The sequence below is a fragment of the Caulobacter sp. P1_D6 genome, from assembly GCF_056406095.1.
Genome location: NZ_JBFUAW010000008.1, coordinates 139,084 through 157,811, shown reverse-complemented (window position 1 = coordinate 157,811; position 18,728 = coordinate 139,084). Strand labels below are relative to the sequence as shown.

At 69.3% G+C, this 18,728-nt stretch carries 12 protein-coding genes; 9 read left to right on the top strand and 3 right to left on the bottom strand.

Annotated features, from left to right (window positions below; all coding sequences use genetic code 11):
* Positions 1-1,239: an SGNH/GDSL hydrolase family protein gene (locus tag AC1DYP_RS05650; RefSeq protein WP_477045504.1), complete on the top strand. Its 1,239-nt coding sequence runs from the start codon at positions 1-3 to the stop codon at positions 1,237-1,239.
* Positions 1,240-1,243: 4 nt separating this feature from the next.
* On the opposite strand, the gene AC1DYP_RS05645 is transcribed toward AC1DYP_RS05650, so the two are convergent.
* Positions 1,244-2,257 (bottom strand): LacI family DNA-binding transcriptional regulator, encoded by a 1,014-nt coding sequence (locus tag AC1DYP_RS05645; protein WP_477045503.1) that lies wholly within the window; start codon positions 2,255-2,257, stop codon positions 1,244-1,246.
* A 108-nt stretch (positions 2,258-2,365) separates the two neighbouring features.
* Here AC1DYP_RS05645 and AC1DYP_RS05640 point away from each other — a divergent pair, with 108 nt between their 5' ends.
* The 7 genes from AC1DYP_RS05640 (at position 2,366) to AC1DYP_RS05610 (ending at position 14,968) form a co-directional block, all read left to right on the top strand.
* A complete protein-coding gene (locus AC1DYP_RS05640) occupies positions 2,366-3,874 on the top strand; it encodes an MFS transporter (RefSeq protein ID WP_477045502.1) in 1,509 nt (502 codons plus the stop codon).
* Positions 3,875-4,515: 641 nt separating this feature from the next.
* Positions 4,516-7,896, top strand: coding sequence for a TonB-dependent receptor (locus tag AC1DYP_RS05635; protein ID WP_477045501.1), 3,381 nt, complete (start codon positions 4,516-4,518; stop codon positions 7,894-7,896).
* A gap of 72 nt (positions 7,897-7,968) precedes the next feature.
* On the top strand, positions 7,969-9,531 hold the full coding sequence (locus tag AC1DYP_RS05630; RefSeq protein WP_477045500.1) for a tryptophan halogenase family protein: 1,563 nt from the start codon (positions 7,969-7,971) through the stop codon (positions 9,529-9,531).
* Complete coding sequence (locus AC1DYP_RS05625; protein ID WP_477045499.1) at positions 9,531-11,009, top strand: tryptophan 7-halogenase; 1,479 nt, start codon at positions 9,531-9,533, stop codon at positions 11,007-11,009. Before AC1DYP_RS05630 ends, AC1DYP_RS05625 begins: the two co-directional genes overlap by 1 nt.
* Positions 11,009-12,055 (top strand): cupin-like domain-containing protein, encoded by a 1,047-nt coding sequence (locus AC1DYP_RS05620; RefSeq protein ID WP_477045498.1) that lies wholly within the window; start codon positions 11,009-11,011, stop codon positions 12,053-12,055. The genes AC1DYP_RS05625 and AC1DYP_RS05620 overlap by 1 nt, the downstream gene beginning before the upstream one ends.
* The gene (locus AC1DYP_RS05615) at positions 12,052-12,774 is read left to right on the top strand and encodes a DUF6445 family protein (protein ID WP_477045497.1); all 723 of its coding nucleotides are present in this window, start codon (positions 12,052-12,054) and stop codon (positions 12,772-12,774) included. Before AC1DYP_RS05620 ends, AC1DYP_RS05615 begins: the two co-directional genes overlap by 4 nt.
* Before the next feature lie 142 nt (positions 12,775-12,916).
* On the top strand, positions 12,917-14,968 hold the full coding sequence (locus tag AC1DYP_RS05610) for a glycoside hydrolase family 97 protein (RefSeq protein ID WP_477045496.1): 2,052 nt from the start codon (positions 12,917-12,919) through the stop codon (positions 14,966-14,968).
* Positions 14,969-14,979: 11 nt separating this feature from the next.
* On the opposite strand, the gene AC1DYP_RS05605 is transcribed toward AC1DYP_RS05610, so the two are convergent.
* Complete coding sequence (locus AC1DYP_RS05605) at positions 14,980-15,354, bottom strand: nuclear transport factor 2 family protein (RefSeq protein WP_477045495.1); 375 nt, start codon at positions 15,352-15,354, stop codon at positions 14,980-14,982.
* Between the two features lie 96 nt (positions 15,355-15,450).
* On the opposite strand from AC1DYP_RS05605, the gene AC1DYP_RS05600 reads away from it, so the two are divergent.
* On the top strand, positions 15,451-15,909 hold the full coding sequence (locus AC1DYP_RS05600) for a MarR family winged helix-turn-helix transcriptional regulator (protein ID WP_477045494.1): 459 nt from the start codon (positions 15,451-15,453) through the stop codon (positions 15,907-15,909).
* A gap of 139 nt (positions 15,910-16,048) precedes the next feature.
* Here AC1DYP_RS05600 and galA read toward each other — a convergent pair whose 3' ends face one another.
* Positions 16,049-18,568, bottom strand: a complete 2,520-nt coding sequence (gene galA, locus AC1DYP_RS05595; RefSeq protein ID WP_477045493.1) for a beta-galactosidase GalA — start codon at positions 18,566-18,568, stop codon at positions 16,049-16,051.
* Positions 18,569-18,728 lie beyond the last annotated feature (160 nt).

Here is an 18,728-nt window from a genome sequence, read left to right as displayed (position 1 = left end):
ATGGCACGGTTCGGAGCACGGTTCCTGGGGTTGGCGCTGTGCGCGGGGCTGGCCTGGCCGGCGGCGGCCGCGCCGCGTCCGGGCTGGACCGGCTCGTGGGCGACGGCGGTGGTCGCGACCGATGCGGCCAACCTGCCCGCGCCTCAGGGCGAGATCACGATCCGCCAGGTGGTGAGGCTGGGCGCGGGGGGACCGCGCCTGAGGCTGCGGCTGGCCAACACCTTCGGGACCGCGCCGCTGCGGATCGACGGCGCGCGGGTGGCGCTGGCGGGCGCTCCGGGCGGCTCGGCGATCGAGGCGGGGACCGATCGAGCCGTGACCTTCGACGGTCAGGCCGGCGTGACCATCCCGCCCGGCGCGACCTGGCTGTCCGACCCGGTGGCCTTGCCGGTCGAGGGTCTCGCGCGACTGGCCGTCAGCCTGCGTCTGCCCGAGGCTCCGCGCCAGGCGACCGTGCACCGCTCGGCCCGCACCACGGCCTTCGTCGTCGCCGGCGACCAGTTGGCCGCGCCTGAGCTGGCGGGCGCCGCGACCTTCACTCAGTGGGTGCAATTGGCGGGCGTCGACGTGGAGCGGTCGGGAGGCGCGGCGGTCGTGACCCTGGGCGACTCGATCACCGACGGCTCGGGGGCGGGCGTCGATGTCTATGAACGCTGGCCCGACGTGCTGGCCGCGCGGCTGCAGGCCGATCCCCGCACCCGCAACGTCTCGGTGCTGAACGTCGGCATCGGCGGCAACAAGATGTTGAAGGACGGCAGCGGTCAGGCGGCCCTGGCGCGCCTGGATCGCGATGTCCTGGTCCAGCCGGGTGTGAAGACCCTGGTGCTGCTGATCGGGATCAACGACATCGGCGGCTTGTCGCGCGAGGGCGAGGTGACCCCGGAGAAGCGCGCGGCGGTGGTGGCGGGGCTGATCGCCGGCTACCGCCAGCTGATCGCCCGGGCGCATGAGCGCGGAATCCGGGTGGTGGGCGCCACGATCCTGCCGTGCGGGGGCACCAAGATCTACCGCTCCGACGCGGACGCCGACGCCGATCGCCAGGCCGTGAACGCCTGGATCCGGAGCTCGGGCGTATTCGACGCGGTCATCGACTTCGATCGCGTGACCCGCGACCCGGAGCATCCCGAGCGGCTGCTGCCGGCCTATGATTCCGGCGACCAGCTGCATCCCTCGCCGGCAGGGTACAAGGCGATGGGCGAGGCGATTCCGATCGAGGCGCTGGTCGGACCGCGCCGCTGAGATCCTAAGCCCCGCACGACTCCCGCACGATCAGGTCCGTCGACAGCCGCTCCGGGCGGTGGTCGCCGTCGGCGTCCAGGACGCGGGCGACCAGCAGGCGGCCGGCCTTGTAGGTGTCCTGCTTGATGGTGCTGAGCGCCGGAGTGGAGAGCCGGCTCAGCAGCATGTCGTCGTAGCCGACCACCGAGACGTCCTCGGGCACCCGCATGCCCGCCCGGCGCAGGGCGCGGATGGCGCCCAGGGCGATCAGGTCGCTGGAGGCGAAGATCGCGTCGAAGGCCACCTTGCGGCGGACCAGGGTGTTGACCGCGGCCTCGGCCGACTCCAGCTCGAAATCGACCGGGCAGATCAGGGCCGGGTCGGCCTCGAGCCCGCTCTCCTTGAGGGCCTCCATATAGCCGGCGCGACGCTGCATGGCTTCCGGCTCGGTTTCGCCGAGGAAGACGATGCGCTTGCGGCCCAGGCGCGCGAGGTGCGCCGTCGCCCGCCGGCCGCCCAGCAGATTGTCCGAGCCGATCGAGCAGTACTTCTGGCCCGCCAGCTGCGCGCCCCACACGGCGAACCGCGCGTCGGTCCCCGCCAGCTGGTTGAAGGCCTCGTGCAGGGTGCTCTGGCCCAGGAAGATCACGCCGTTGGCCCGGCTGGTGGTCGCCGCGGCGAACAGGTCGTCGAAGCTGGCGGGCGAGGTGTGGCTGACCGTGAAGTCGCAGCCCCGATCGCGCGCCGCCTCGCCGATGCTGGCCAGCAGCTCCAGGAAGAACGGATGCGACAGCGGCAGGGGGCGGCCGTGGGTGCGCGGGGTGACGATGGCGATCGAGCCCTCCGACCCGATCGGCCCCGCCGGCATGTAGCGGCGGAACGGATAGTCGTGCTCCTTGGCCAGCGCCCAGATCCGCTGCTTGGTGCGGGTGCTGATGGACGGATGGTCGTTGAGCGCCCGCGAGACGGTCGACGCGGAGACGCCCGACAGCTTCGCCAGATCGTCCAGCGTGGTGCTGTTGTTGCTACCGCTGCCCATTGCGTCCAGATAATGAGAAAACCACGTTCGCCACCTTTAGCGCACTGAAGGGATTGATTTGCAAGGCAAGCGCCAAGACGTCGCCGGGCCTATCCGGACCCGCGCCGCATGACCAAGGCGCGCCTGTCTTTCACGCAAATCTGGAACATGTGTTGCGGTCTGTTCGGGGTCCAGATCGTCTGGGGTCTGCAGAACGTGAACACCAGCCGGATCTTCCAGACGCTGGGCGCGGACGTCAACGAACTGGCCATCCTGTGGATCGCCGCGCCGGCCACGGGCCTGCTGGTCCAGCCGATCATCGGCCATCTGAGCGACCGCACCTGGGGCCGACTCGGCCGGCGCCGGCCCTATCTGTTCTACGGCTCGATCCTGACGGCGATCTCGCTGTTCCTGATGCCCAACGCGGGCAGCGTGCTGACCGCCAGCCTGATGCTGTGGGTGCTGAGCGCCTCGATCAACGTGGCCATGGAGCCGTTCCGGGCCTTCGTCGCCGACACCCTGCCCGAGGAGCAGCGCACCACCGGCTTCGCCATGCAGGTGTTCTTCATCGGCGCGGGGGCGGTGTTCGCCTCGGCCCTGCCGTGGGCCCTGACCCACTGGTTCGGCGTCTCGGGCCAGGCCGCGCCCGGCCAGCTGCCGCGCTCGGTGCACGTGGCCTTCTATGTCGGCGGCCTGACCCTGCTGGCGGCGGTGATGTGGACGGTCTTCACTACCCGCGAACACCCGCCCGAGACCCTGGCCGACGGCGCCCGCGTCCTGCCCGAGCACCGCACGCCCAGCGTCGAGGGCGCGGCCCTGATGCTGAAGAGCGGGGCGCTGTGGACCATCGCCGGCCTGGTGGCCTGCGCCCTGGCCTTCATGAGCGGCTGGGCGCGCGAGATTTATGTGCTGGCCGGTTTCGCCACCGCCTTCGGCGCCGCCCAGCTGGCCGCCACCTGGCTGCGGCGCCAGGGCCGCGCCTCGCTGGGCGTGCTGGAGGTGGTCGAGGACATGCTGCACATGCCCCCGGTGCTGATCCGCCTGGCGGTGGTGCAGTTCTTCACCTGGTTCGGCCTGTTCGCCATGTGGATCTACACCACGCCCGCGGTGACCGCCCGCCACTACGGGGCGACCGATCCGGCCTCGACGGCCTACAACCAGGGCGCCGACTGGGTGGGGGTGCTGTTCGCCGGCTACAACGGCGTGGCCGCCCTGGTCGCCCTGCTGTTGCCGGCCCTGGCGGCGCGGATCGGCCTGCGGGCCAGCCACGCCCTGTGCCTGGCCATGGGCGCCCTGGGCTTCGTGGGCTTCGTGATGATCGACGACCCGGCCCTGCTGTGGATCCCGATCGTCGGCATCGGGATCGCCTGGGCGTCGATCCTGTCGGTGCCCTACGCCATGCTGTCCAGCGCCGTGCCGCCCCACAAGATGGGCGTCTACATGGGCATCCATAACCTGTTCCTGGTCCTGCCCCAGCTGATCGCCGCCGTGGTGCTGGGACCCGTGGTCGGGCGCCTGTTCAAGGGCGAGGCGATCCTGGCCCTGGGTCTGGCGGCGGCGGCCTTCGCCCTGGCGGCCGTCAGCGCCCTGGCCATCCGCGACCCCGTTCTCGCGCCCAAGCCCGCCCCGGCCCAATAGCCCGTCGATCCCGCCGCCGAGGGCTGGCGGCAAAGCTTGCGCGCGTCTTGTGGGAATCGCTGGCATCCCGGCGTCCTCGAATTTACGCAAGAATTGCGTAAATCAATCGCCACCGCAAGTCCGTAATCGGCATTCCATCGTTCCAAAAATGCCACAACCAACGATTCCGCCCTAAAGTTACCGCTAACGGCCCCAATTTTCGCAAAACAACGCTATTGCGTTCGACGCAAAAGAACGCAAGATTGCGCAAGTCGAGTGACTGGCCGGGGTGCGGGAGCCTATCCACGCCCCAGCCGGAGCCCTCGGCTCCGCAAATCTTGCGAGCCGAGGGGTGAGGCGTTCGCGGCGGAAGACGACGGACAACGGCGAACGCCGTGACGAAGAGGAGGGGAGGGGATGACGGGGCCGCGCGCCCCGCGAGCGACCTGGTCGGGATGACCGGACGCTCAGCGTGTCGAAGCTGGCCGCGCGCCGCGCGACACCGACTGTCTTTCAGCGAAATCCACGATCCGACGCGCCTTCCGGGATGCGGGCGGATCGAGACTGCAGGGGTCCCGCGACGCTCCCGGGAGGGGGGACGCGGCTTCATCAAAAAAAACCCCGCGCGACCAAGGCGCGGGCAGAAAATCAGGGAGAACGGGATGAGCAAGTTCAGTTTCAGCCGCACGCTTAGCCGAGGGGGTCGTAAGACGCTTCTGCGCGGCGGCGTTTCGCTGGTCGCGCTGACCGCGATGAGCGCCGCCATGGGCGCGGCCGCGCCGGCCTTCGCGCAGGACAAGGACGCAGCCGTCGTCGACGAAGTCGTCGTCATCGGCGTGCGCAAGTCGCTGGCGACCTCGCAGGAAATCAAGAAGAACGCCGACACTGTGGTCGACTCGATCACCGCCACCGACATCGGCGCCTTCCCCGACAAGTCGGTCGCCGAGGCGCTGCAGCGCGTGCCGGGCATCACGGTGTCCCGCCTGCAGTCCAGCGACGACAGCTCGCACTTCTCGGCCGAGCCGGCCGGGGTGCTGATCCGCGGCCTGACCCAGGTGCGCACCGAGTTCAACGGCCGCGACAGCTTCTCGGCCGACGCCGCGCGCGGCCTGAACTTCAACGACATCTCGCCGGAGCTGATGGCCGGCGTCGACAGCTACAAGAACCAGACGGCCGAGATGATCGAGGGCGGCATCGCCGGCACGGTCAACCTGCGCACCCGCCTGCCGTTCGACAGCAAGGACCAGGTGATCTCGCTCTCGGGCAAGGCCAACTACGGCAACCGCTCCGAGAAGGTCACCTACGAGTACTCCGGCATCATCAGCAAGACCTGGGACGTCGACATGGGCCGCATCGGCATCATGGCCGACTACGCCTATTCGCACGTGCTGACCCAGACCGAAGGCGTGGTGATGCAGCGCATCGGCACCTTCTGCTCGGCCGGCATGAACGACGTCAACGGCAAGGCGATCGTCAACGCCGACGGCTCGATCCCCTGCACGGCCAATCCCTACGGCGGCTCGGGCTGGCGCTACATCCCCGACCAGGTCAACTACTCGCAGGTCGAGTATGACCGGGTCCGCAAGGGCACGGCCCTGGCGTTCCAGTACGAGAACAACGACGGCACCGTCCGCTTCAAGGCCCAGTACAACGACTCCAAGTACAAGAACGCCTGGCTCGAGCGCAGCGTGAACGTGGTCGGGTTCGGCCTGTGGGCCGCGCCGGCCTATTCGCCGCAGACCACGGCCTTCCTCGCCCCGGCCCAGGGCTCGCCGGCCTTCACCTTCGGCCCGGACGGCATGCTGACCTCGGGCATCCTGACCCAGCCGACCGGCGACTGGGGGTCCAGCACCCAGGACAACATCAACCGCGGCTCGGCGGTCCCCGGCCAGCCCTTCGTCAACTACTGCGGCGGCATCCCGGCCTGCGCGACCCAGCGCCAGGGCCTCTACATCGAGAACCAGGCCCGCAACTTCGACCACTCCGAAGGCACCAGCGACATCTCGGCCAACCTGCAGTGGGACGTCAGCGACCGCCTGCACACCAGCTTCGACGTCCAGTACATCGACGCCGACACCAACAACTACGACATCCTGGTCGCCAACCGCACGATGGCCGACGCCCAGTACCGGGTGAACGGCGACGGCACGCCGCAGATCACCCTGCAGCCGGGCTCGAACGTCAATTACGCGCCGGGCTTCCTGTCGAACCCGCACAACTACTGGATCCCGTTCATCCAGGACCACTACGAAGACAACGACGCCACCGAACTGGCCCTGCGGGCCGACGGCGAATACGAGTTCAACGAGGGCGGCTGGCTGAACTCGCTGAAGGTCGGGGTCCGCTATGCCGACCGCAAGCAGAAGGTCCGCTACTCGACCTACAACTGGTCGCCGGTGGCCGCGCCGTGGAACTGCAACGGCCCGGGCTTCAACATCGACAACACCACGCCCCAGCCCTATCCCGCCGCCTGCGGCCACGCCGGCGACTTCAAGGGCTACGGCGCGGGCATCTGGAGCGTCGCCAGCCTCGACAATTTCTACAACGGCAAGGTGTTCCCCAACAACGAGCTGGTGTTCCTGAGCAAGGCCACGCTGGCCGACCACGACGGGCTGATCAAGGCGCTGAGCGGCGCGACGACCAACTCGCCGATGGCCTGGACCCCGCTGTGCCAGCGCACGACCAACACCGAGGGCTGCTTCATCGATCCCGAAATGGTCGATGTCGAGGAAGAGACCATGGCGGCCTACGGCATGCTGCGGTTCGGCGGCGACGACATGACGATCTTCAACGGCGTCACCGTGCAGGGCAATGTCGGCCTGCGCTTCGTCCAGACCAAGACCACCAGCTCGGGCGGCGTCGCCTTCCCGACCAGCACATGGTACACCTCGGCCGCGACCACGCCCTGCTCGGCGCCGCTGGGTCCCAACTCGGTCACGAACATCTCGTGCTGGCTGACGCCCGACCTGCTGAACTTCAGCAACGGCGGCGGCGCGGAGAACGACTTCAGCGGCAAGCACGACAACTGGCTGCCCAGCTTCAACGTGCGGTTCGGCCTGAGCGACAAGAGCTTCATCCGCTTCGCCGCCTCGCGGGCCATGTCGCGGCCCGACTTCGGCCTGCTGCGCAACTTCGTCGGCGTGCAGAGCCCGGCCCTCAACACCACGCCGGACTCGCCGTTCGTGATCTGGACCGATCCGAACGCCCCGCACGTGGCGGCCAACGTCAAGGGCTATAACTTCCAGTTCAACGCCGACTCCGGCTTCGGCGCGCTGAAGCCGATCACGGCGGACCAGTTCGACCTAGCCTTCGAGCACTACTTCAACGAAAGCAGCTCGTTCAGCTTCGACCTCTTCTACAAGAAGCTGAACGGCAGCATCGCCTACGGCGAGTTCCTGCGCTCGTTCACCAACAACGGCGTGACCCAGAACGTGCTGGTCCGCGGCCCGCGCAACGGCAACGGCGGCGGCGAACTGAAGGGCTTCGAGGTCGCCTACCAGACCTTCTTCGACTTCCTGCCGTCGCCGTGGGACGGCCTGGGCGTCCAGGCCAACTACACCCACACCAAGCAGGAGGGGATCAACAACTCCAACCTGGCCACCCAGCCGGGCTACGCGGCCGGCGGCACGGTGGCGTTCGGCGGCGGCCTGCAGGTCAATGGCGCGGTCATGGACAGCCACCGCCTGGCCGGCATCTCGGACGACTCCTACAACCTGGTGGGCCTGTACGAGAAAGGCCCGATCGCCATGCGCCTGGCCTACAGCTGGCGCTCGTCGTTCCTGACCAACAACCTCGACTGCTGCATCGGCCTGCCGATCTATCAGAAGGGGACGGGCTTCCTGGACGGCTCGATCCGCTATCAGGTCAACAACAACATCGAAGTGTCGCTGGACGGCTCCAACCTCCTCGACACCAAGACGGTGTTCCAACAGCAGGTCTTCGGCGACTCGGCCCTGACCCCCGGCGCCAAGCCGGTGAAGATCGACTCGTCGTGGATCCGCAACGACCGTCGCGTCCAGCTCGGCATCCGCTTCAAGTACTAGTCCCGATCGGGCGACGCCGTCGCGGAGGTCCCGCGGCGGCGTATGCTCCGGCGTAAACGGGAGGCCACGATCATGCAGACTGACAAAGCCGAGGCCCTGAAGGTCGTCATCGTCGGCGGCGGCACGGCGGGCTGGATGTGCGCGGCCGGCCTGGCGCGGCTGCTGGACCCGAAGGCCTACGACGTCACCCTGATCGAGTCCGACGAGATCGGCACGGTGGGGGTCGGCGAGGCGACCCTGCCGCACATCAAGACCTACAACGACATGCTGGGGATCGACGAGGCGCAGTTCCTGCGCGAGACCCAGGGGACCATCAAGCTGGGCATCGAGTTCCGAGACTGGAACCGTCCCGGCGACCGCTACATCCACCCGTTCGGCACGTTCGGCGAGCCTTGGAACGGGGTCGACTTCCAGCACCACTGGGCGCGCGCCCGCCTTGCCGGGCGGGAGGTGGCCCCCTTGCAGGCCTATTCCTACGCCGTGGCCGCGTGCCGGGCGAACGCCTTCGAATTTCCGAACCAGGACGACAAGTCGATCCGCTCGACCTACGCCTATGCCTACCATTTCGACGCCAGCCTCTATGCCGGTTTCCTGCGCCGGTGGTCGACGGCGCGGGGCGTCAAGCGCGTGGAAGGCATGGTCGCCGACATCGCCCGCGACACGGCCTCGGGCCACGTCCAGGACCTGACCCTGAAGTCGGGCGCGCGGATCGCCGGCGACCTGTTCATCGACTGCACCGGCTTCCGTTCGCTGCTGCTGGGCGGGCAGATGCAGGTCGCGTGGCAGGACTGGGCCCAGTGGCTGCCCTGCGACCGCGCCCTGGCCGTGCCGTGCAGGACCGGCGGCGACGGCCTGACGCCCTATACGCGGGCCAGCGCCGATGTCGGCGGCTGGCGCTGGCGCATCCCGCTGCAGCATCGCACCGGCAACGGCTACGTGTTCTCCAGCGCCTTCCTGGGCGAAGATCAGGCGCGCGAGACCCTGCTGGCCAAGCTGGACGGCGAGGCGCTGGACGAGCCCCGGCTGCTGCGCTTCAAGGCCGGTCGGCGGGTGCGCGGCTGGAGCGGCAACGTCGTGGCCATGGGCCTGGCCAGCGGCTTCCTGGAGCCGCTGGAATCGACCAGCATCTTCCTGATCCAGGCGGCCGTGATCGACCTGGTGAACCTGATGCCGACGCCGGGGCCGGGCGACCGCATGGACCCCCGGCTGGTCGCCGAGTTCAACCGGCTGTTCGAAATCCAGTACGACCGGGTTCGCGATTTCCTGATCCTGCACTACCGCGCCAACAGCCGGTTCGGCGAGCCGCTGTGGGACCATGTGCGGACCATGGCTATCCCCGACAGCCTGGCGGCGAAGATGGAGTTGTTCGAGGCCCGCGCGGCCCTGCCGGACTACAAGTACGGCCTGTTCTCGCGTGACAGCTGGCTGTCGGTGTTCGAGGGGCAGGGGCTCGCGCCGCGCGCCCATGACCGTCTGGCCGAGAGCCTGAGCCTGGACGATCTTGAGACCAAGCTGGCCGACCTGAAGACCCGCATCGACAGCAATGTCGCGACCATGACCCCGCACGCCGACTTCCTGGCCCACTACGCGCCCGGCGAGGTCGTTGCGCCGGTCCTGACCCCGGCGGTGGCGTGATGGGCGCGCCCAGCAGCATCGTCGTCGTCGGCCGTGACGCGGCGCTGTGGCTGTCTGCCTGCGTGCTGCGCCGGGCCCTGCGCCCGGCCGGCGTCAGCGTCACGGCCGTCGAACTGCCCACCCGTCTCAGCGCCGCCGACCTCCACGCTAGCCTGCCGCCGCTGGAGGCCTTGCACGGCCTGCTGGGTCTGGACGAGGCGGCCCTGCTGCGCGCCACGCGCGGCGCCTTCTCGCTGGGCCAGAACTTCGCCGACGTCTCCGGCGCGACCCCGGCCTTCTTCCACGCCCACGGCGCCTATGGCGCGCCGATCGACAACCGCGACTTCTTCCCGTTCTGGCTGAAGGCCCGGGGCCTGGGGCTGAACGTGGCGCTGGACGAGTTCTCGCTGACGGCGGCCGCCGCTCGGCAGGGCCGGGTGCTGCTGCCCGACGAGGAGACCGAGGTCTTCGGCCGCACCGACTACGGCTACCACCTGCCGGCGCTCGCCTACGCCGCCAGCCTCAAGACCCTGGCCGGACGCCTGGGGGTGGAGCTGCATCAAGCCCTGGCCGTCACGCCGACCTTGGACGCGGACGGCGAGATCGCCGCCCTGGACCTCGGCGAAGGCCGCTGCGTCGGGGGCGACCTGTTCGTCGACGCCACGGGGGCCGAAGCCGTCCTGATGACCGCCCTGGGCGTGGCCCGCGAAAGCTGGCGTGAACACTTCCCCGCCGACCGGGTGCTGCGCGCCCAGGGTCCACGCTTCACAGCCTTGCCGCCCTATGCCGACATCCGGGCCTGGGCGCGCGGCTGGGTTGGGTTGTATCCGAGCCAGGCTCACACCCACGTGACGCAGGTCTATGCGAGCGATCTGTGTACGGACGACCAAGCCCTGGAGCTGGCTGGCCGCATCTCGGGCCAGGCCCTGACCGACGCCGTCGTCGCCGTCAGCGATCCCGGCCGCCGCGACCAGGCCTGGGCCGGCAACTGCATCGCCGTCGGCGAGGCGGCCTGCGCGTTCGATCCGGTGCACGGCGTCGAGCTGCAGGCCGTGCAGCTGGGGCTGGTGCACCTGCTGTCGCTGTTCCCGGTCGCCGGCGAGTTCGCCGCCGAGCGCGCCGCCTATAACGCCACGATGCGGGAGGTGTACGAGCGCCTGCGCGACTTCCAGTCGGCCCACCACGTCGCCAACCGCTACGCCAAGGCGCCGTTCTGGGAGCGGGCCCGGGCGGCGACCGCCTCCGAGGTTCTGGCCCACAAGATCGCGGTCTTCCAGGCGCGCGGCGAGGTCCCGCCGTCCGAGCACGAGACCTTTGTCGCCGACAGCTGGCGGGCCCTGTTCAGCGGTCACGGCCTGACGCCCGAGACCCACGCGCCAATGATCGACCGCACCCCGCCCGAGACCATGAAAGGCGAGTTCCGGCGCATCCTCTCCTTCATCAAGGAGCAGGTGCTCAAGCAGCCGACCCACGACCTCTATCTGGAAAGCTTCTGCTGATGGATGGCGGCGGCTTGATCAGCGGCGACAGCCTCGACATCGACGCCCTGCCGCGCGTGGCGGCGGTCTCGTGCCCGTCGTCGGCCGAGTTCGACGCCATCGTCCGGGCCGAGCGGCCGGTGGTGATCCGGGGCCTGCTCGACGCCTGGCCCGCCCTGGCCGCCGGACGCCAAGGGCCCGCGGCGCTGAACGCCTATCTCAAGGCCATGGACACCGGCGCGCCGGCTCCGGTCATGGAGGCTCCCGCCGCGACCGGCGGCCGCTTCGGCTATGGCCCCGACCTGCGCGAGTTCGCCTTCTCCAAGCGCCAGGCCGGGATCAGCGAGACCCTGGACCGCATCGAGCGCCTGCTGGGCGATCCGGTCGCGCCGTTCGTCGCCATCCAGATGCTGCCCCTGGCCACGCACCTGCCGGAGTTCGTGCGGCAGAACCCGACGCCCCTTCTACCGTCCCGGGTCATGCCGCGCCTGTGGATCGGCGGGGCAGTGCGCACCCAGACCCACAACGACCGCGACCACAACCTGGCCTGCGTGATCGCCGGCCGCCGCCGCTTCGTGCTGTTCCCGCCGACCCAGCTCACCAATCTTTACGTCGGCCCGCTGGACAACCCGCCGCCGCTGTCGCTGGTCGATCCCGAGGTGCCGGACCTGGCGCGGTTCCCCCGCTACCGCGACGCCTACGCGACCGCGCAGGTCGCTTGGCTGGAGCCGGGCGACGCGCTGTTCGCGCCGAAATACTGGTGGCACCACGTCACGTCGCTCGAGCCCTACAACGCCATGGTCAACTACTGGTGGGGCGACACGGGCGCCGGGCTGGAGCGGGCTAACGACGTCTTCCTGACCGCGCTTCTGGCCTTCAAGGACCTGCCGCCGGGCGAGCGCGCCTACTGGAAGGCGATGTTCGAGGCCTATGTCTTCGCCGCCGACGACGAGGCGACCGCCCACATCCCGGACGCCCTGAAGGGCGCGCTGGGACCGATGAGCCCGTCGTTCCGCGCCGCCTTGAAGCACCAGTTGAAGATGGCCTTCCTGAAGGGCGGCGCATGACCGTGGGCGTGGCGGTTCCTCCCCTGCTGATCGGTCGCCAGATCCGCGTCCAGCTGCGGCATGTCGGCCAGGAGCGCCAGCCGCTGCTGATCGTCGACGACGTGCTGGACGATCCGGACGCGATGATCGAGGCCGCCCGCGAGGCCGAGTTCTACGCGCCCAAGCACACCCACTATCCGGGCCTGAACGCGCCCTTGCCGGAGTCGTACTACCGCACCGTGGTCACCGCCTTGCGCGGCCCGATCGCGGCGGCGTTCGGCCTGAGCAGCGACGCCTACCTCAAGTATTTCGGCTTCTTCGCCCTGGCCACGACGCCGGTGCGCGAGGCCGAGCCGATCCAGAAGATCCCGCACCACGACGGGCCCGATCCCCAGCGGCTGGCCATGGTCCACTACCTGTGCCGGGGCGACCACGGCGGCACCGGCTTCTTCCGCCACAAGGCCACCGGTTTCGAGAGCATCGACCGCGACCGCCACGAAACCTATGTCGCCGTCGCCCAGGCCCAGTTGGCCGCGCGCGGGGTCGGGGCGGCGACCTATGCCGGCCCCGACATGGCCGACTACCAGTTGATCGGCCAGGCGGACTGCGTGTTCAACCGGCTGATCCTCTACCGCAACCACGTCCTGCACTCGGCCCTGCTCGGCCCCGAGCCGGGCAGCGGCGATCCCGGCCAGGGCCGCCTCACCGCCAACGGCTTCATCGAGGCGGTGAAGTCCTGATGCGCCGCTTCACATCCCTTTTCGTCGTCTCCGAGCGGGCGGCGGGACAAGTCCTCCCCTGCGTCTCGGTTCTGGCCTGCGGGGCCGAGACGCCCTTTTTTCTTCTGACGCCCCACTTCCTTCTGACGAAAGAGACCGTTCGATGATGTTGCGAACCTCGGCCCTGTTCGGCGCGCTGCTGAGCGCCCTGGCCGCTCCTGCTTTCGCGCAGGCGGCTGACCGCGAGTGCGCGCAATCGCCGGGCAAGGTGATCGAGGTCTGCGTGTTCGCCAAGGACGGCGGGGCCTTCTACGAGGTGTCGCGCGGCGGCAAGCCGGTGCTGGCGGCCGCGCCGCTGGGCCTGACCTTCGCCGGCGAGCCCGCCGCCCGGATCACCGCCCTGACGGCGGCCAAGCGCGGCGCGTCCGACACCACCTGGGAGCAGCCCTGGGGCGAGCAGCGGACGATCCGCGACAACCACTCGGAACTGACCGTCTCGCTGGCCGGCGACACGGCGCTGAACAAGACCTTCGACGTGACCTTCCGGCTGTTCGACGACGGCCTGGGCTTCCGCTACGCCTACGGCGCCATTCCGACCGGTACGAACGTCGCCGTCACCGATGAGCGCACGGCCTTCAAGCCCGTCGGAGCCTATGACGCCTGGTGGTACGAGGGCCTGGGCCAGGAGCGCGACGAGTACCTCTACAAGCAGACCGACGCCCGCCGGATCACCCTGGCCGAGACGCCGCTGACCCTGAAGCGCACCGACGCGCCCAAACAGGGAGAGGGGGGCCTGTACCTGTCGTTCCACGAGGCGGCCCTGGTCGACTTCCCCAGCATGCTGCTGGCCGGCGACGGTTCGGGCGTGCTGAAGGCCCGGCTGATGCCCTGGCAGGACGGGACCCTGGCCAAGAAGACCGGCCCCTTCACCACCCCCTGGCGCACGGTGCTGATCGGCGAGACCGCCGGCGCCCTGGCCGACAGCCGCATCGAGCTGAACCTCAACGAGCCCAGCAGGATCGCCGACACCTCGTGGATCAAGCCGGGCAAGTACGTCGGCATCTGGTGGGAGATGCACCTGGAGCGGTCCACCTGGGGCAGCGGTCCCAAGCACGGCGCCAACACCGCCAACACCAAGCGCTACATGGACTTCGCGGCCAAGTACGGCTTCGACGGCGTGCTGGTCGAGGGCTGGAACGAGGGCTGGGACGGCGACTGGATCAGCAACGGCGAGAAGTTCAGCTTCACCAAGGCCTATCCGGACTTCGATCTGAAGGCGATCACCGACTACGGCAAGGCCAAGGGCGTCAGGCTGATCGGCCACAACGAGACGGCCGGGGCGGTGCCCAACTACGAGGCCCAGTTGGAAGACGCCATGAAGCTCTATGAGAGCGTCGGCATCTCGCAGGTGAAGACCGGCTATGTCCGCCACAGCGGCACGATCCTGGACCAGACCGGCGAGAAGCAGTGGTTCGCCGGCCAGTACATGGTCCGCCACAACCTGCGCGTCGCCCAGGTGGCGGCCCAGCACCACATCTCGATCGACGCCCACGAGCCCGTGAAGGACACCGGCCTGCGCCGCACCTGGCCCAACATGCTGAGCCGCGAAGGCGCGCGGGGCCAGGAGTTCAACGCCTGGGGCAATCCGACCAACCCGCCCGAGCATACGGTGATCTTGCCGTTCACGCGGATGCTGGCCGGGCCGATGGACTACACGCCGGGGGTCTTCGACGTGGTGCACGGCAAGGCCGATCTGACCCGCCGCGGCCAGTCGACCCTGGCGGTGCAGCTGGCCCTGTACGTGGTGCTGTACAGCCCCATCCAGATGGCGGCCGACCTGCCGGAGAACTACGAGGCCCGCCCCGACGCCTTCCAGTTCATCCGCGACGTGCCCACCGACTGGGAGGTCTCCAGGACCCTGCAGGGCGAGATCGGCGACTACATCGTGGTGGCCCGCCAGCCGCGCGGCGGCAAGGACTGGTTCCTGGGCGCCCTGACCGACGAGGCCGCCCGCAAGCTGACCCAGAAGCTGGACTTCCTGGCGCCCGGTAAACGCTACGAGGCCCAGATCTACGCCGACGGTCCGGGCGCGGACTACATCACCAACACCACGGCGTTGGCGGTGTCGAAGAAGGTAGTGACCAGCAAGGACAGCCTGGACTTCGCGATGGCCCCGGGCGGCGGGACGGCGGTGCGGTTCAGGGCGCTGGACTGATCGCCTGCGCCCTAGGCGGCGTCCTGGATGTCGAAGCGCGCCACCTTGCCGTCCCGAAGACGGAAGACGTGTCCGACCGTCTTGTCCTTGAGCCCGTGCGTCTGCCCCTGGAGCGGCCGGCCTTCGAGGTCGCGGACGGTCTGCAGGACCTCCGCGACGATCGCGCCGTCCGCGGTGCGGCGAAAGCCCACGGGCTCGACGTGCGGACTGACCATGGCCCATTGGCGCGTCCAGTATTCGCGCACGGCCTCGCGGCCATGGACGTGGCCGCCGTCCATGCCGTTGGCCCAGGCGACGTCGTCGGCGAGCGCGGTCAGCACACCGTCGATGTCCCGCGCGTTGAAGCGATCGTATAGGCGTTCAACGGTTTTGACGTCGTCGTCCATCGGGTCTCTCCTTGCGGGGCGCGGGTGTTGCGTTGAAGGGCAACTCAGATACATATGTGCATATGTATCTGAGTTGCGGCGGACGCAAGGGCTGAGATGACGACGAACCTGGATGTGCTCTCGACGCCTGGGCACCTGATCAGCCTGGCGGCGCGCGGGTTCGCCCGGCTCAGCGAGGCGCGGCTCAAGCCGCTCGGATTCGGCGTGGGGCACCTGCCGGTGCTGGTCGCGCTTCGGGACGGCCGGGCCGGCACCCAACGGGACCTCGCCCGCTTCGCCAAGGTCGAGCAGCCGCCGATGGCCCAGATGCTGGCCCGCATGCAGCGCGACGGGCTGATCCAGCGCACGCCCGACCCGGCCGACGGGCGCAGCAGCCGCATCACCCTGACCAAGGTCGCGCAAGCGCGCATGCCGGACGCCGTCGCCGTCCTGCTGCGGGGCAACCAGGAGGCGCTGAGCGGCTTCACGGACGAGGAGGCCGGCCTGCTGGTCGACCTCCTGACGCGTCTGATTGCCAATCTCGACCGGGTCGCGAGCGCCGAGGCGTCGCCTTAGAACGCATCGACATGCAGCGCCTGGGACGAAAACCTCGTCCTTCGACAAGCTCAGGATGAGGTTTCTACGACACAGACCTGTGAATGGTCCTCATCCTGAGCCTGTCGAAGGACGAGGACCACGCACTGGGTCGACAGCTCTAGCCCACCGTCACGCTCACCATGCTGGCCTTCAGCCCCGGCGCGGACGCGGTCACCCGCAGCTCGCCAGCCTGACCGCGTCGTGTACGGACGATCGCCTGGGCCAGGCCGTTGAAGGCCTGGCGCTGGCTGGCGACGTCGGATTCGTGGCTGGTCGGGTTGCCGTTGCCGACGCCGATCACCTGGCCGGGACCGCTGAGCGTGAACGAGATCAGGTTGTCGGCGCGGGGGACCGGCCGGCCCTTGGCGTCCAGCACTTCCACCTTGAGGATGGCGACGTCCTGGCCGTCGGCGGCCACGCGCGAGCGGTCGGCGGTCAGGCGCAGGGCAGCGGGCGCACCGGCGGTCTCGCGGCGTTCGCGCAGGATGACCTTGCCGGCCTTGTAGCCGTGGGCCTCGATCACGCCGGGGGCGTAGGGGACCGACCACTCGACGTGGTGGTTGGGCACGACGTCCCGCACGCCCTGGCTCTTGCCGTTCAGGAACAGCTCGACCTTGTCGCAGTTGCTGTGCGCCCAGACCGCGATCGGCTGGCCCTCGCGGCCTTCCCAGTTCCAGTGCGGCAGCAGGTGCAGCAGCGGCTCGGGACGCCACCAGGCGCGGTAGTAGTAATAGTTGTCCTTCGGGAAGCCGCAGGTGTCGAACGCGCCGAAATGCGAGCTGATGCTGGGCCAGCGGTTGAAGGGCGTGGGCTCGCCGCGATAGTCGAAACCCGTCCAGATGAAGCCGCCGGCCAGCCACGGACGGTCGGCCGCGTGGCTCCACCACTTCTCGGCCGTGGTCGCCCACCAGGGGTGGTCGGTGTCGTAGGCCGGGACGTAGCTCTTGGCCTCGTCGCGCACGTACTCGCCGCGCGTGGTGACCACGCTGGCGCTCTCGGTGCCGATCACCGGCACGTTCGGGAAGCGGGCGTGGAAGTCGTCCATCTTCTCGTGGCGATAGTTGAAGCCCTGGACGTCGATGACGGCGCTGATGCCCTCGCCGAAGCCGGAGTCCATGGCCGCGATGACCGGGCGGGTGGGGTCCAGGCGGTTGACCAGCCGCTTCATGGCGGCGGCCACCTTGGCGCCGCGAGCGGTGCCCTGCTGCGGCTCCTCGTTGCCGATCGACCACAGGATCACCGACGGATGGTTGCGGTCGCGGCGGACCAGCCGCTCCAGCTCGTCCATCGACGTCGGGTCGCTGGACATCCGGCGGGTCTCGTCGATGACGAGGATGCCCAGGCGGTCGCAGGCGTCCAGCAACTCGGGCGTGGGCGGATTGTGCGCGGCGCGATAGGCGTTGTTGCCCATCGACTTCAGCTGCTCCAGCCGCCAGACCTGCAGCGCGTCGGGAATGGCCGCGCCCACGCCGGCGTGGTCCTGGTGATTGCAACTGCCCTTCAGCTTCACCGATTGGCCGTTCAGCAGGAAGCCCTTGGCGCCGTCGAAGGCGATCGAGCGCACGCCGAACCGGGCGACATGGCGATCCACGACCGCGCCGCCGACCTTCACCTCGGTGACCAGGCTGTAGAGGTGCGGGTTCTCCAGCGTCCAGAGGACGGGGCTGGCCAGGGTCACGGTCAGCGACAGCGACTGGCGCTCCCAGGCCGGCAAGCGGCCGGACGCGGCGGCGGGAGTCAGCACCGGCTTGCCGGCGGCGTCCAGCACGGTGTGCAGCAGCTCGAACTCGGCCCTCGTGTCGCCCTCGTTGACCAGGTCGGTGTCGATGGAGACGGTCCCGTCGAGCTTGGCGCGCACGAACACGCCCCACCGCGGCACGTGGACCGGGGCGGTCTTGACCAGCCAGACGTGGCGATAGAGGCCCGCGCCCTCGTAGAACCAGCCCTCGCCCAGGCTGGCGTCGACCCGCACCACCAGGGTGTTTTCGTCGCCGATGTTGGCGATGTCGGTGATGTCGACGCGGAACGGGCTGTAGCCGCTGTCCTCGCGCTCGAGGATGTAGCCGTTGACGATGACCAGGGCGTCGCGGAAGGCGCCGTCGAACTCGATCGACAGCCGCTTGCCGGCGTCGGCGGCGGGCAGGGCGAAGGTCTTGCGGTACCAGCCGACGCTGGTGTCGGGGAACTCGCGGCCCAGGGGCTTGTAGCCGTGGGCGGCGCGCAGGTCCTCGTCGTCGGGCTTGCCGGACGGGACGTAGGCGGGGTTGTCGACGAAGGGCAGCTCGACCGCCCAATCGTGGGGCAGGGTGACGGGCGCCCAGGCGCCGGCGTCGAACTTCGGGTCGGACAGCTGGCTGACCTGCCAGTTCGCGGCCGTCGCGCCGGCCTTGGCGAAGGTGCGCTGGTTGGCCCCGAAGCCGAAGTCGCGGGCCGGGTCCTGGGCGTGGCCCAGCTTGAAGCGCCAGTCGAAGTCCAGCGACAGGCGCTCGCGCGGGGCCAAGTCGATGGCGGGAACGGGCGAGAGCGCGGGCGCGGAAGCCTCGCTCTTGGAAGCGGCGGCGCGGGCGGTCCCAGCGCCGACAAAGGCGGCGGCGCCGGCGGTGGCGGCCAGGGCTTGGCGGCGGCTGAAGTCGACCATGGAGTCCTCACGCGGAAAGGCAAAAAAATGGGGAGGAAGCGGTGCGCTTCCTCCCCCAGTCGCAGGATCATCGGGGAGGGTGATGAATCCCAGCTTGGCGAGCCCGGAGCCTTTGCGAAAGCAAAGGTTCCAAATCAAAGATGGAGCCCGCCGCCGCCAC